Here is a 15,063-nt window from a genome sequence, read left to right as displayed (position 1 = left end):
ACAATCACACCATGCGCCTGGACCAGACCGAACTGGAAAACTGGATCGCCCGGGGGAGCCGCATTCTCGATCTGGGCTGCGGCGACGGCACCCTCCTCAAGTACCTCAGGGATCACAAAGATGCCTCGGGTTACGGCCTGGAAATCGATCCGGACCAGATCAATGCCTGTATCGACAAAGGGCTGAATGTGATCGAGCAGGATCTGGATCAGGGCCTGGCGAACTTCGCCGATGACAGCTTCGACACCGTGATCATGGCCCAAGCCATCCAGACCATGCATTACCCCCACAAAGTGCTGGATGAAATGTTGCGTGTGGGCAAGGAGTGTATCGTCACCTTCCCCAACTTCGGCCACTGGCGCGCCCGCTGGCACCTGGCCGTGCAGGGTCGGATGCCGGTGTCGGACCTACTGCCCTACGAGTGGTACAACACCCCCAACATCCACTTCTGTACTTTCCGGGATTTTGAAGTGCTGTGCCGGGAGAAAAACATTACCGTTCTGCACCGCCAGGTAGTGAACGAACAGTCACTCAACTGGCTCAAAGATCTGTCACCCAACCTGTTTGGTGAGACGGCGATCTATCATTTGTGTAAAGCTCAGTAGAACCGCTCGCCCACAACCGGGAGCCCAGGGCCCATGAGCTCAAGCCGACCCTTTGGTATTTACACTATCCGCACGGCCCTGCTGGCCTTCGTGCTGACCCCCTTTCTGATCGTGATGATCATCAGCGGGGGCTTCAGTCTGCGTCAGCTGGAACAGGTGGCCGAGGCCGGCATGGAGGAGGACATTGAGCTGATCGCCCGCTCGATCCGTCGCCCCCTGAGCTACGCCCTGGAAAACGGCCACGAGGAAACCCTGCGACGCACCGTCACCTCGGCCGGGGATATCGGTCGCGTCTACGGGGTGTATGTCTACGACCGGAACGGGCAGCGCATCACCGCCCAGGGCCCGAGCAACGTGCAGGTCCAGGACATTGAGGCGGCCGACCTGGCCTCCCAGGGCAGCGAGCAGGGGGGGTTTGAGGAAATCGGGGGCGAGGCGGTGTTCTCCTATTTCATGCCGCTGACCGACAGCGGTGGCCGTATCAACGGTCTGCTACAGGTGACCCGCCGGGGCAGTGACTTCGTTCAGCAGATCCGCGAATTCCGGGCCCGCGCCGTGGGCGTTCTTGCGGGCTCCGCGCTGCTGGTATTGCTGATTGTGTGGATCGGCTACCAGCGCGCCATTGGTCGCCACATCAAGGCCATGGGCCAGAGCATGGCCCAGATTGCCGGCGGCCGTCGGGACAATCGCCTGGAGACCAAGGGCCCCACCGAGTTGCGCTTTCTGTCCGAGGGCATCAACCGGATGCTCGACAGTATCGTCGCCTCCGAACGGGAAATCAGCGCCCGGCGGGAAAAGGAATACGAGCTCAAGAGCCAGCTGCATCAGAACGAAAAGCTGGCGGCGATCGGCCGCTTTGCCGCCGGGGTGGCGCACGAGCTGGGCACCCCCCTGAGCGTGGCCGATGGCAAGGCCCAGCGCGCCCTGCGACGCACCAGCGAACAGGACAGTCAGCCTCTGCATGACATCCGCCAGCAGCTTCAGCGCATGGAGCGCATTATCCGGCAACTGATGGACTTCGCCCGCCCGGTCACCCCCGAGCGCAAGGAGGTGCGCCTGAATGACCTGATACAATCCTCCCTGCAGCAGGTGGAAGGCGAGCGTCAGCGACAGGAAGTGCAGATCGAGACCCGAGGCGACGCTCAGTGCCCCCCTCTGCAGGCGGACCGGCTGCGTCTGGAACAGGCGCTGATCAACCTGCTGCGCAATGCCGTGCAGGCCACGCCTGGCGGTCGGGTCCGTCTGAGCTGGATCTGCTCACCCGAGGGAATCCACCTCACCGTGGAGGACAACGGCCCCGGCATCGACGCCAAGGTGCGCCATCAACTGCTCGAACCTTTTGTCACCACCAAGCCCGTCGGGGTCGGTACCGGCCTGGGGCTGGCAGTGGTCAATGCCGTGGTGACGGAACACAGCGGCCAGATTGAAGTCGGTAACAGTGACCTGGGCGGCGCCCGTTTTGAGCTGTTCCTGCCCTTCAATTCCCCCACAACCCTGAACGAGACCTCGTCCGAATGAGCAGCCCCAAAGCACAGAACCCCTCTGATATCCTGATTCTGGAGGACGACCCCGACCTGCGGCAGCTGCTCCTGGAAGAGCTGACTGACGCCGGGCACGAGTGCATCGGGCTGGGCGATATGGCCAGCGCCCAACAGTTTCTGCAGGATCAGGCCCCCAAGCTGGTGATCAGCGACCTGCACCTGCCCGATGGCAACGGCCTGGATCTGCTCGAGGAGCTGCGACAGCTGCCCGTGACCCCCAGTTTCATCGTGATCACCGCCTTTGGCACCATCGACCAGGCGGTCGATGCGCTCAAGCGCGGCGCCGATGACTTTCTGACCAAGCCGCTCGACCTGGAGCACCTGTGCCTGTCGGTCACCCGGACGCTGCAGCGCCAGCAGCTGGAGCAGGAGCTCAGTTATTATCGCCGCCTGCTGGATCAGGGCGAGTTCCACGGCATGATCGGCAGCAGCCCGAGCATGCGCCAGCTGTTCACCCAGATCCGCCAGATCGCTCAGGCCGATGCGCCGGTACTGATCACCGGTGAAAGCGGCGTGGGCAAGGAGCTGGTGGCCCGGGCCATTCACCGCGAGAGCGACCGGCGCGATGGGCCCTTTGTCGCCATCAACTGCGGGGGGATCGCCGCCAACCTGCTCGAGAGCGAACTGTTCGGCCATGCCGCCGGTGCCTTCACCGGTGCCAGCAAGGCCCGCCGGGGGCTCTTCGCCGCCGCCAATGGCGGCACCCTGATGCTCGATGAAATCGGCGAAATGCCACTGGAAATGCAGTCGAGCCTCCTGCGCACCCTCCAGGACGGCCGGGTGCGACCGGTGGGCAGCAATACCGAGCAGGCGCTGGACGTGCGCATTATCGCGGCCACCAACCGGGAGCTGCCCGAGGAGGTGGCCGAAGGACGCTTCCGCGAGGACCTCTACTACCGACTCGAGACTTTCGCGATCGAAGTGCCGCCCCTGCGCCAGCGTGGTGACGATCTCGAACGGCTCATCGCTCACCTGATCAACCAGTTCAATGAACGCCGCCAGATGCCCGTGGACGGTCTGACCAGTGATGCTCTGGCGCTGCTCAAGCGCTACCCCTTCCCCGGCAATGTGCGCGAGCTGGCCAACATCATCGAGCGCGCGGTCACCTTCTGCACCGACAGCCATATTGGCCCGGATCATCTACCGCCCCGGGTGCAACAGAGCGCTCCCACGCCTGAACCCACTTCGGGAGAACAATGGGAGCCGCCCACCCGGGACGGCCAGATCGTGCCCCTGGAAGCCGTGGAGCGCAGCTACATTCACTACGTCCTGAACCAGGTCGAGGGCAACAAACGACGGGCCGCCGACATCCTCAATATTGGCCGTCGCACCCTGTACCGCTGGCTGGAAACCGATGCGTAAACAACAAAATGGGATGTGCCAGATTGGCACATGAGCGCCAGGGACCAGCGGCGCGGATGGGCTCCCGACATCGTTAAAATCCATAAAACCAACAATATCAATCGGTTAGGCTGTTTTTAACAACCTGGCATAGCCATTGCAGACTACTCACCATAGGTCGCAAACCTAGACAGCGGGGCTCCGAGAAGCCCCTTCCAAACTACCTGTGAGGAGATTCACCATGAGCCACTCAATCAAAAACCCCGTACTCGCCCTGCTGGCTGCCGCCGGCCTGCTGTTGGCGGCCGGTACTGCCACCGCCCAGGGTGAAGCGCAGCAAGGTGCTTCGGCCCCGCAGCAAGCCGAAAGCATTGACGTCAGCAGCGAAGACGTTGAAAACTTCGTTGACGCTTACATGGCCGTCCAGGGCATCAACCAGGAATACACCCAGAAGCTGCAGGCCGTGGAAGACCCCGAAAAGGCCACCGAGCTCCAGCAGCAAGCTCAGACTGAAATGCAGGAAGCGGTGAGCGAGTCCGGCCTGTCCATCTCCGAGTATCAGCAGATCGCCAATCAGGCCAGCCAGGATGAAGAGCTGCGCGGCCAGATCGAAGAAGCGCTGACGGCTCGCGTAGAGCAGTAAAGCCGGCGCGGCACGCGCAACGTGATCTGACGGGAGCCCAAGTGCTCCCGTTTTTGTTTCTAGCCACGCCCCTCTTGCGGTACACTTTCGGGCTGATTCTCTACACCCCGGAGCGCACCATGATCCAACGATTGCTCACCACCTTTGGCGGCCTGCTGGCCAGCCTCTGTCTTTCTCTGACCGCCCAGGCCCAGAGCGGCTCTGAATCCTTCGGGGATTATCAGGTCTATTACAGTGTGTTCAACAGCACCTTCGTGCGCGCCGATATTGCCAGCACCTACCAGCTGAATCGGGCCCGGGATCGGGCTCTGGTCAATGTCAGCGTGGCCCGCACCGGTGGTGAGGCGTCCAACCTGGGGCTACCCGCCGAAGTCAGCGGCACGGCGAGTAACCTGCTACAGCAGACGCAGAATCTGGAATTCCGGGAGATTGACGAAGGGGATGCGACCTACTACATCGCCACGGTGCGTCATACCGACGAAGAGATGTACAACTTCCGTCTTCAGATACAACCGGAGGGAGCCGAGCGCCCCTTTGAACTGAGTTTTTCCCAGAAACTGTACCTGGAAAAATAGACACGCACAGGATCCTGCTTATGCAAACGGTGGTACTCGCCAGCGGCAACGCCGGCAAACTCAGGGAATTCCAGCAATTGCTGTCCGACTGTGGCTACCAGGTGCGGTCCCAGGGAGAGTTTGGTGTCCAGAGCGCCGAGGAAACCGGCCTTACCTTCGTTGAGAATGCGATCCTCAAGGCCCGCCATGCCAGCGCCGAAACCGGGCTGCCGGCACTGGCCGATGACTCCGGTCTGGCCGTGGACGCGCTCGACGGCCGACCCGGTATCTACTCGGCCCGCTACGCCGGCGCCGATGCCAGCGATACCGACAACAACCACAAGCTGTTGAGCGAGCTGGAGGGCGTACCCGAAGCCCAGCGCGGAGCTCAATATCATTGCGTGCTCGCCTTTTTGCGCCACCCCGCCGACCCCACGCCCCTGATCTGCAGCGGCCACTGGTCGGGGCGTATTCTCACCGAGCCCAGGGGCAGCGGCGGGTTCGGTTACGACCCCCTGTTTCTGGTCCCCGAGCATCAGTGCAGTGCCGCCGAGCTGGGCAAAGAAACCAAATCGCGCTTGAGCCACCGGGCCATCGCCACCCGGGCGTTGCTGGAGGCTTTGAAAGCCCCCGCCCAGCCTTGAAATGCGCCAAAGGTTAAAATAAACTCCAGAATCGTATTATAAATAACGGCCAGGACCAGGGCTCGCCCGTCAATAATAATCCCTACCCCTACGGCGGCGGAACAGCGGACAGACCGGTCAACTGGCAGGCTTCAAACGGCTCTGACAATGGAATTGACTCATGGACAAGCATCCGCACTCCCCCCGGCTCTTTTGTAGCTCATATTCGGCCCGATTCGTCGGCTTTTTACTGCTACTGATGGCAGGCCCCTCAACACTCTGGGCCGATACACCCAAGCCCATCGACACCGCCCAGAAATACAGCATCCCGAGCAGTCGCAGCATGATCACCATTTCGCCCAATGGCGAAATGATCGGCTTTCGCGCCCGCAATGACGAACGTGACCTGGTGATCGTCTACTCGCTCAAAGAGGGCAAGATGGTAACCGGAGCCGATGTGTCCAGCAGCAAGCCGAGCGGCCTCCATTTTGTGAACAACGACCACCTGATTGTGAGGGTGGTCGAAGAGGACCGAAGACTGTTGGGCTTTGAGGGCCGACTCGATCTGAGTACCGCTTTCTCCCTGAACGCCAAAACCGGCGAACTGCAGCAGCTGCTGACCCCCGGCGATGGGATCTTCAAGGGCCAGTCCGGCCTGGGACGGATCGTTGGCCTCTCGGCCGACAACTCCCACGCCTACATGCCCGCCTATGTCGGAGAGCGCCACGACCGCAGCCCCGACTACGCTCTGATGCGGGTCGACCTGGACTCGCCGCGACGGCCACGCGTTCACAGCAAAGGACATCGCGACGCGAAAAATTTCTTCGTGAACCAGAAGGGTGATGTACTGGCGCAGGAGCGCTACGACGCTGAGACACGCATCCATTCGATCTGGGTACCGGAGGGACGAAGCTGGCGCGCCATCTATTCCGACGATTCAACTTTCAGAAGGGCGTGGTTCAGCGGCCTGACACCGGACATGGAATCACTGGTCATGCTGCGCGAGAACCGGGATACCGGCCTTACCAACTACTACACCCTCGCGCTGGATGATGGCAAGATCGAGGCGTTGAGCGTGGGAGGAGACGATGCGGATATCGATAACGTGCATACTGATCTGAGCGGAGTGGTTCAGGGAGTTGCCTACAGCGGCTTCCAGCCCCGGTACTTTTTCTTTGATGAGGCCATGAACCAGTGGGTAAAAGCACTGCAGGATGACTTCCCCCAGCACTCTGTTTCCCTAGTCGACTGGAGCGAAGACGGGCAACGGGCCATCCTGCTGGTCTCCGGCAACACCACTGCAGGTGATTACTATCTGGCGCAGAGGGACAAACCGCTGGGCCACCTGTTCGCTGCCAGGCCCCATATTCCGGACGAGAGTGTTCACCCCGTGTTAGCGATTGACTACCAGGCACGGGACGAGCTGACCATTCCGGCACTGCTGACCATTCCCCGGCCTTACGCCGAAGCCCCGTCCAACATGCCCACCGTGATCATGCCCCACGGCGGTCCCCACTCCTACGACCGACAATCGTTCAATGCCTGGGCGCAAGCCATGGCGGAACATGGGTATGCGGTGCTTCAACCCCAGTTTCGGGGCTCCACCGGCTTTGGCAAGGCCCACTGGGCGGCCGGCCTCGGTGAGTGGGGCCGCGGGATGCAGGATGATCTGAGCGATGCGGTCGCGTTTTTGAGTGAAGCGGGCATATCCGACCCGGAGCGCGTCTGCATCGTCGGTGCCAGCTACGGCGGCTACGCGGCCCTGGCGGGCGCCGCCTTCACCCCCAAGATCTACCGGTGCTCGGCCTCCATCAATGGCGTGTCGGATCTGACCAGCATGATGGAGTACGAACTCGATGAGCATGGGAGCAACCACTGGGTGATCGACCACTTCTCCCGCTCCATGGCCAGAGACTACTTTACCCCCGAGCGCATCGCCGCCTACTCGCCTGCCAACTTCGCCAACGAAATGCAGATACCGGTACTGTTGATTCACGGCGAAGACGACAAAGTCGTGCCCATTCAGCAGGCGGAGTTGATGCGCGACAACCTGAAAGAGGCCGGCAAACCGGTGACGTTTGAAAAAATCGACGACTCGGGCCACAACCTGGACACGCCGGAAGCCGAGGCGCAGATGCTGGAAAGTCTGTTGGTATTTCTGGACGAACACCTCGCCGCGCCCACCGAGCTGGCACAGCAGGAGGAATGACGACGGTCGCCGCAATCGGGTCGCTCCCGGCCATCGGGAGCGCCCTCCATATGCCGGTGGCCCTCATGGTATAGTGGCGTGGATTCTGTTCACCAGCCGAGTACCCATGACCGCCAGTCTGCCACTACCGCCGCTCTCGCTCTACATCCATATCCCCTGGTGCGTGCGCAAATGCCCCTACTGTGATTTCAACTCCCACCAGGCCGACGACACCCTGCCCGAAGCCGACTATGTGGCCGCCCTGCGCGCCGACCTGGAGCACGACCGGCCTCTGGCGCAGGGGCGACCGCTGCAGACGGTGTTCTTCGGTGGCGGGACCCCGAGCCTGCTGTCAGCGCAGGCCATCGGGCAGATCCTGGAGGATGTGAACCGGATCATCGGTCTGGCGCCGGAGGCGGAAATCACGCTCGAAGCCAACCCGGGAACCTTTGAGCAGGAGCGCTTCAGCGGCTTTCGCGCGGCGGGGGTCAACCGCCTGTCCATCGGTATCCAGAGCTTCAATGAGCAGCAGCTGCACCGGCTGGGGCGCATTCACGGCCGGGCCGAAGCGCTGGCGGCCGTCGCGGTGGCTCGCAAGGCCGGTTTTGACAACCTCAATCTGGACCTGATGCACGGCCTGCCCGGGCAGACGCCGGAGGACGCCTACGCCGACCTGGCCCAGGCCATCGATCTGGCCCCGGAGCACTTGTCCTGGTACCAGCTGACCATCGAGCCCAATACCGAATTCTACAACTCACCGCCGGTACTGCCGGAAGAAGACAGCCTGGCCGACATCCAGTCGCGAGGGGAGGCGCAGCTGGCCGAGGCGGGTTTCGAGCAATATGAGGTCTCGGCCTATGCCCGCCCGAACCAGCAGGCGCGGCACAACCTCAACTATTGGACCTTTGGCGACTATCTGGGGATCGGGGCGGGCGCCCACGGTAAAATCACCCGGCCCGAGTCGGGCCAGATCATGCGCCTGTGGAAAACGCGCCTGCCCAAGCACTATCTGAACAAGTGCCGGGACAAACGCGACCCGGGAGATCAATCAGACCGGATAGCTTCCAGCGAAGCGTCGGACGAGAGTCAAACGCCTCACAATCCGTTCGTCGCTGGCCGGGAGTTTCTGGGCGCCGAGGCTCTGCCACTGGATTTCATGCTCAACGCCCTGCGCCTGAACGCCGGCGTCGCCGCCGGCACCTTCACCGAGCGGACCGGTCTGCCGTTATCGGCGCTGGAACCCCAGTGGCAGGCGCTGCGGGACAAAGGCCTGGTGGACGATCAACGGACACACTTGAGGACCACCGACCTGGGGCGGCGTTTTCTCAACGATGTTCTCGCCCAGTTCTGATGGGCCGCTACTGCTGTTTATCCATTTCCAGAATTTCGCGATAGATCTTGTCGGCCTCTTCACTCAGCAGAGAATAGCGTTTGATGTCGCCGCTGCGCTGCGCCACCATCGCCTCCTGCAGCTTGTTCTCGTAAGCCTTTTGCCGCTTTTTGCGCGGATCTGAACCAAACCAACCAAACATGGGACCTTCCCGTCACCGGTTATCGAAACGACGGCCAAGTGACCGCCGGTATGCTGATGCCGCACCGGACGGAGCGAGCACTCCTTACCCGACCACCGGCTCAGCCAGTCTACTCGACTATACGCTCCGGGGCCGAGAAAAGACCAACAATCGCGCAGACAGCCCGGGCCTGACTCAAGCGCCAAGCCCCCGGAGAGATGCTACACTGACTACAAACCACTTGGGGCCCGATGGCTGGCGATTCTGCATCCCATGCTCAAACTTATCCGCTACGCGCGCGACAACCCGATCTCCACCCGCCTGCTGGGGCTGATTCTGCTCAGCAGTTCGGTGATTACCCTGATCGCCATTCTGATGCAGCTGTATTCGAGCTTTCACGACGATATGGCGGCTCTGGAAGAGCGCATTGACCAGGTTCGGGTGAGCACGCTGGCGAGCATCACCAAAAGCCTCTGGGGGTTTGACCAGGACCAGCTCAACATCCAGATCGACAGTGTCCTGGATGTGGAGGACGTGGTTCAGGTCGAGGTGGTCTGGCGCGACTGGAATGACACGGTACAGACGCTGGTGGTCAGCCAGGAGTCGGTCGACGAAGAGACGCTGGCCGCCAACCCCAACCAGTACCTGATCAAGGAATACCCGCTCACCTACCAGGACGAGAGCACACCCCGGCAGGAACTGGGCACCCTGAGAATCACCGCCAGCCTCACCAACATTTACGACCGCCTGTGGCAGAGGACCCTGTTCATTGCCGGTATTCAGGGCGCCAAGACGTTGATCATCTCCTTCTTCATTCTGTGGCTGGTGTACACCCTGCTGACCCGGCATATGGAGACCATCGCGCACTACACCCGTCAGCTGCATCTCGATAACCTGACCATGCCGCTGAAGTTGAAGCGCATCAAGCCGGATGACAAGCCCGATGAGCTCGACAATGTGACCGATGCCATCAACCACATGCGCGAAACGCTGCTGGAGGACATTGAGCAACGGCACGCGATCGAGCTGGCGCTGCTCAGCGAAAAAGAGGAGAAACTCAAAAGTCAGCGTCAGAAGCTCGCCGCCGAAGACGCCAACCGGGCCAAAAGCCAGTTTCTGGCCACCATGAGCCACGAGATCCGCACTCCCATGAACGGGGTCATCGGCATGCTCGACATGCTGCGCGACACACCGCTCAATGAAACCCAGAAACACTACCTGGATGTGATTCACCGCTCGGGTGAGTCCCTGCTCGACATCATCAACGACATTCTGGATTACTCCAAGATTGAAGCCGGCAAGATGCAACTGGAGGTGGCGGCGTTTGACCTGGAAGACCTCATCGAAGATTGTCTGCGCCTGTTTGGTGCCACCGCCAACAAACGCAATATCGAGCTGATGGGAGGCGTCGCTCCGGATGTGCCCCGGCAGGTCAAAGGCGACCCGACCCGTTTGCGGCAGGTGCTGATCAACCTGCTGAGCAACGCCTTCAAGTTTACCTCTGAGGGCCATATCATTCTGGATGTGACTCTCGACCCGGACAGCACCGACGCGCAGGCGGTTCTGAAGTTTTCCATTCAGGACACCGGCATCGGTATCGACCGGACGGCCCAGCAGAATCTGTTCGACTCTTTCAATCAGGAGGACAGCTCCACCACCCGTCAGTACGGCGGTACCGGGCTGGGGCTGGCCATCTGCAAAAGCCTGGTGGAATTGATGGGTGGCACCATCGGGGTGGTCAGCCAGAAGGGGGAAGGTGCCCAGTTCTGGTTTACCGCCCGCTTCCAGCGCGTCGATTCGCGCCTGGCCCTGCAACAGGAACAGAAAGCTCTGGAGGTCATGCGCGGCCGGCGCCTGTTGCTGGCCGACCCGAGCCGGCGCCTGTGCGATTTTCTCAAGCAGCACTGCCAGCGCTGGGGCATGACCCTGGATTGCGTGAGCTCCAGTGAAGCGGCGCTGCAGCGTCTTGCCGCCCTGAACGGTGAAAACAAGGCCATCGACGCCATTGCCATCGGCAGCCAGCTCGATGATACCGACGGCCTGTCCCTGGCGGAGAAACTGAAGGCGGAGCCGTCCGCGCAAGCCATTCCACGCCTGCTGCTCAATGCCGGTGATCTGAAATCCGATACCCGAACGCTGACCGAGCTGGATATTCACAGCGTGCTGCACAAACCCTTTTCAGCGCGCAGCTTCCGCCGCCGTCTGGCCAACATGCTCGGCTACCAGGGCGAGGCCGACGAGACTCCGGCGCTACCGGAACACGACTACGCCCAGTTTTCCCACCTCAAAGTCCTGGTCGCCGAAGACAATGGCGTCAACCGTATGGTGATCAAGGGCATGCTGGGCAAACTGGGCATTGAGCCCACACTGGTGGATGACGGCATGGAGGCCTACGACGCCGTTCGGGCGGAAGACTTCGACCTGATTCTGATGGATTGCGAAATGCCGGAAATGGACGGCTTCGAGGCCACCCGGAGCATCCGCGAGTTCGAGCGCCAGCGCAACAGACCGGCCGTGCCCATTATCGCGCTCACCGCTCACGCGCTGCAGGAGCATCGGGAGGAGGTGTTTGCCAGCGGCATGAACCACTATCTGGGCAAGCCGATCACTCTGGCCAAGCTGTACCAGACCCTAAAGAAAGCAGGTTTGACCAAGAGCTCGTGAGCGAGAATCACGCCCCCACCGACTCCGGGTGGTGCACTTCGCCCGGGGAGACCGACTCGTCGGCCATCTTCTCCCGGGCCTCGTTCAGATCGTCCGCATCCGCCTCCAGCCCCCCCTGCTTCCGCTGGTCGCCACGGTAGATCAGGCTCAGAAACACGGGAAAGTGATCGGAGCCAAACGCGGGCAGCCGCCGCAGCTGCTCCAGCGCGAAATGCTCGCTGTGAAACAGATGATCCAGGGGCCAACGGACAAAGGGGTAACCGGCGTGAAAGCTGTTGAACATGCCACGCCCGATACGCGGATCGAGCAACCCGCTGATCTTGCGAAACAGCCGCGTCGTGCTCGACCAAGCCACATCGTTCAGGTCCCCGGTCACAATCACCGGCACCTTCAGATCGGCCACACTGCGCCCGACCACCAACAGCTCGGCGTCGCGCTCGGACGAGGTGTCGTTTTCGGTGGGGCTCGGGGGCGCCGGGTGAACAAAATGCACCGCCACCCTCGCCCCGGAGGGCAGCACCACTTCGGCGTGCATCGAGGGCACATCCTCCTGCACCAGAAACTGGATCTCCGGCTGGTCGAGTCGATAGCGCGAATAGACGTGCATCCCGTAGAGGTTATCCAGCGGGCATTTGATGGTATGGGGATAGTCCGGCTCAAGCGCATCCAGCTGGCTCTGCCACCAGTGGTCGGACTCCAGCGTCACCAGAATATCGGGCCGATGCTCGCGCACCAGTGCCAGCAGGTCATCGGCGCGGCGGTTGGAGGCGAGCACATTGGCGGTCATGATCGCAATCCGGTTGTCCGGGTCGTGCTTTCGGGCCGTTTTGACCTCCCTGGAATGCAGGCGCGTGTAGGGCCAGATCCACCAGGCCTGAAAGCCCAGGCACACTACCGTGAGCCCCATCAAGGCCCAGGACCCGAGGCGGCCAAAGTCCAGCAGGGCAAGCTCCAGCCCCCACAACAACAGCGCCACCAGGGCGAGCTGCAGGCGCGGAAAGTCCAGGCCGCGCACCCACCAAGCCTCGATACGACACAGCGGCAACGCGCTCAACACGAATAACAGCGTCGCGGCGACCCACAGACTGATCCACATGAACGGCTCCCTCACTGATGACAACATCCAGCCTATGCTTTCCCGCGTGAACCCGCAACGGCCCCGTTCTCACCCCGGCGCGACCGAAGGCAGACGATTGCGTTTTGTGACGCCAACGGCCACCATAACGGCCATTCAGATAGACAGGACGCTCCGAACAGTGTCAGGCGCTCGCCGATGACTCAGCGCACCCCGAAGAGCTTCCCCCAGAGAACTTAAGCCCAGAGAGCCAACATGAACTTCGAATTCCAGGCCATTGGTATTGTTCACTCCTGCTTTGTCGAGAAGTTCGGGATTCCCCGCCAGCCGGGGCTGGCAGCGGCCGCCCGGGGGCAACTGGAGTTGCTCCCGCCCTTCGATGATCCCCAGACGCTGGAGGGGCTGGAGCAGTGCAGCCACCTCTGGCTGCAGTTTGTGTTCCATCGCCCGCCCAGTGACCAGTGGCGCCCCCGGGTGCGACCGCCACGTCTGGGCGGCAACCGGAGCCTGGGTGTTTTCGCCACGCGCTCGCCCCTGCGGCCCAATCCCATCGGGCTGTCCGTGGTGAAATTTGACGGCGTGACACAGAGGCAGGGACGGATCTGGCTGGAGTTGTCGGGGATTGATCTGCTGGACGGCACCCCGGTGCTGGATATCAAACCCTATGTGCCCTACACCGACCTGGTTCCCGAAGCGGAGAATCAGTTTGCCGGGGCGGCCCCGACCTGGGCCACCGTGGTGTTCTCTTCTGAGGCGCAAGCCGCGTGTCGGGCACTGACCGAACGCTTGGGACAGGATTGGGAAGCGCTGATCCGCCAGATTCTGCAGCAGGACCCCCGGCCCCAGTACCAGAAGCCGGATCCGCAGCGGCGCTACGGCATGACGCTCAAGGACGCCGAGGTGCACTGGCGCTATGAGCCGGCCGATGAGGGCGAGCACCGGTTGGTGGTCACGGCGGTGACGCCACGCCGGCCCCCGTCGGGCTAAAGCACCCAACGGCGCGACAACTTATGGTATGATGCCGGCCCTTTTCCACCACTCCCCGCAGGGCGTTTGCCCACCCAATCAGCTGAGGTGACCGCGTTCATGAGCAAGAAGTCTTTGGACAAAAGCAAGATCAAGTTTCTGTTGATGGAGGGTGTACACCAGTCCGCCATCGATACGCTTAACGCCGCCGGCTATACCAATATCGACTATCTGAAAACCGCCCTGGCCGAAGACGAATTGATCGAGCGTATCCGCGATGCCCATTTTGTCGGTCTGCGCTCGCGCACCCAGCTGACCCGGCGCGTGTTTGAAAACGCCCCCAAACTGATTGCCGCCGGCTGCTTTTGCATCGGCACCAATCAGGTCGACCTGAGCGCTGCGCAGGAGCACGGCGTCGCAGTGTTCAATGCGCCTTTCTCCAACACCCGCTCGGTGGCCGAGCTGGTGCTGGCCGAGGCCATCCTGATGCTGCGCGGCATTCCGGAGAAAAACTTCGCCTGCCATCGCGGTGGCTGGATGAAGTCGGCGGCGGGCTCCTACGAGATTCGCGGCAAAACCCTGGGGATTGTCGGATACGGGTCGATCGGCAGCCAGTTGAGTGTCCTGGCCGAATCGCTGGGCATGAAGGTCTGCTTTTACGACGTGGTGTCCAAGCTACCCTTGGGCAATGCCAGTCAGGTGCGCAGCCTGAACGAGCTGCTCAACACCGCCGACATCGTCAGCCTGCATGTGCCTGAGACCGCGGCCACCAGAAACATGATCGGCGCCGAGGAGCTGGCGCAGATGAAGCCGGACTCTTTCCTGATCAACGCCTCGCGCGGAACGGTAATCGATATTGAGGCGCTGGCCGAATCGGTCAGAGCGAAAAAACTCGCCGGGGCCGCGATCGATGTCTTCCCGGTCGAACCCAAAGGCAACGATGATGAGTTCGTCACTCCGCTGCGCGGCCTGGACAATGTGATCCTGACCCCGCACATTGGCGGCTCCACCGTGGAAGCCCAGCAGAACATCGGCGTCGAAGTGGCCGAGAAGCTGATCATGTACTCGGACAACGGCACCAGCACCAGCTCGGTCAACTTCCCGGAAGTGGCGCTGCCCGGCCACCCCGATGCGCACCGTCTGCTGCACGTGCACGCCAACGTGCCCGGCGTGATGTCGGCGATCAACCGGATTTTCTCCGACAATCAGATCAACATCGCGGCCCAGTACCTGCAGACCAACGAGAAAGTGGGGTATGTAGTGCTGGATATCTACTCGCCCTACAGCCCGGAAGTACTGCAGAAACTGCGCGAGATTGAAGGGACCATCCGCTGCCGGGTGCTCTTCTAAAG

Annotated in this window: 13 protein-coding genes; 11 read left to right on the top strand and 2 right to left on the bottom strand. The window is 61.7% G+C overall.

Annotation, left to right across the window (positions count from 1 at the left end):
* Positions 1–11: 11 nt before the first annotated feature.
* The 8 genes from metW to hemW all read left to right on the top strand — a co-directional run bounded on the left by metW (position 12) and on the right by hemW (position 8,846).
* On the top strand, positions 12–605 hold the full coding sequence (gene metW / locus AAE484_RS14760) for a methionine biosynthesis protein MetW (RefSeq protein WP_341939220.1): 594 nt from the start codon (positions 12–14) through the stop codon (positions 603–605).
* 33 nt (positions 606–638) lie between these two features.
* The gene (locus AAE484_RS14755) at positions 639–2,123 is read left to right on the top strand and encodes a sensor histidine kinase (protein WP_341939188.1); all 1,485 of its coding nucleotides are present in this window, start codon (positions 639–641) and stop codon (positions 2,121–2,123) included.
* On the top strand, positions 2,120–3,508 hold the full coding sequence (locus AAE484_RS14750) for a sigma-54-dependent transcriptional regulator (protein WP_341939187.1): 1,389 nt from the start codon (positions 2,120–2,122) through the stop codon (positions 3,506–3,508). The genes AAE484_RS14755 and AAE484_RS14750 overlap by 4 nt, the downstream gene beginning before the upstream one ends.
* A 220-nt stretch (positions 3,509–3,728) precedes the next feature.
* A complete protein-coding gene (locus AAE484_RS14745) occupies positions 3,729–4,130 on the top strand; it encodes a DUF4168 domain-containing protein (RefSeq protein ID WP_341939186.1) in 402 nt (133 codons plus the stop codon).
* A 41-nt stretch (positions 4,131–4,171) separates the two neighbouring features.
* A complete protein-coding gene (locus tag AAE484_RS14740; protein WP_341939185.1) occupies positions 4,172–4,705 on the top strand; it encodes a DUF4426 domain-containing protein in 534 nt (177 codons plus the stop codon).
* Positions 4,706–4,725: 20 nt separating this feature from the next.
* Positions 4,726–5,328, top strand: coding sequence for an RdgB/HAM1 family non-canonical purine NTP pyrophosphatase (rdgB, locus tag AAE484_RS14735; protein ID WP_341939184.1), 603 nt, complete (start codon positions 4,726–4,728; stop codon positions 5,326–5,328).
* A gap of 160 nt (positions 5,329–5,488) precedes the next feature.
* Complete coding sequence (locus AAE484_RS14730) at positions 5,489–7,516, top strand: alpha/beta hydrolase family protein (protein ID WP_341939182.1); 2,028 nt, start codon at positions 5,489–5,491, stop codon at positions 7,514–7,516.
* Positions 7,517–7,622: 106 nt separating this feature from the next.
* Positions 7,623–8,846: a radical SAM family heme chaperone HemW gene (gene hemW, locus AAE484_RS14725; protein WP_341939180.1), complete on the top strand. Its 1,224-nt coding sequence runs from the start codon at positions 7,623–7,625 to the stop codon at positions 8,844–8,846.
* A 7-nt stretch (positions 8,847–8,853) separates the two neighbouring features.
* Here the strand turns inward: hemW and AAE484_RS14720 are convergent, their stop codons facing one another.
* A complete protein-coding gene (locus AAE484_RS14720) occupies positions 8,854–9,027 on the bottom strand; it encodes a DUF6435 family protein (RefSeq protein ID WP_341939179.1) in 174 nt (57 codons plus the stop codon).
* 252 nt (positions 9,028–9,279) lie between these two features.
* Here AAE484_RS14720 and AAE484_RS14715 point away from each other — a divergent pair, with 252 nt between their 5' ends.
* Positions 9,280–11,670, top strand: coding sequence for a response regulator (locus AAE484_RS14715; RefSeq protein WP_341939178.1), 2,391 nt, complete (start codon positions 9,280–9,282; stop codon positions 11,668–11,670).
* A 7-nt stretch (positions 11,671–11,677) separates the two neighbouring features.
* Here the strand turns inward: AAE484_RS14715 and AAE484_RS14710 are convergent, their stop codons facing one another.
* The gene (locus tag AAE484_RS14710; protein ID WP_341939177.1) at positions 11,678–12,766 is read right to left on the bottom strand and encodes an endonuclease/exonuclease/phosphatase family protein; all 1,089 of its coding nucleotides are present in this window, start codon (positions 12,764–12,766) and stop codon (positions 11,678–11,680) included.
* Positions 12,767–13,000: 234 nt separating this feature from the next.
* On the opposite strand from AAE484_RS14710, the gene tsaA reads away from it, so the two are divergent.
* On the top strand, positions 13,001–13,732 hold the full coding sequence (tsaA, locus tag AAE484_RS14705; RefSeq protein ID WP_341939176.1) for a tRNA (N6-threonylcarbamoyladenosine(37)-N6)-methyltransferase TrmO: 732 nt from the start codon (positions 13,001–13,003) through the stop codon (positions 13,730–13,732).
* A gap of 99 nt (positions 13,733–13,831) precedes the next feature.
* Positions 13,832–15,061, top strand: coding sequence for a phosphoglycerate dehydrogenase (serA, locus tag AAE484_RS14700; RefSeq protein WP_341939175.1), 1,230 nt, complete (start codon positions 13,832–13,834; stop codon positions 15,059–15,061).
* Positions 15,062–15,063: the final 2 nt, after the last annotated feature.

The organism is Marinimicrobium sp. C2-29 (genome assembly GCF_038419845.1).
In the GTDB taxonomy this organism is placed as follows: domain Bacteria; phylum Pseudomonadota; class Gammaproteobacteria; order Pseudomonadales; family Cellvibrionaceae; genus Marinimicrobium.
Note: the sequence above shows the minus strand (reverse complement) of the source record. Positions and strands in the feature narration are given on the sequence as shown.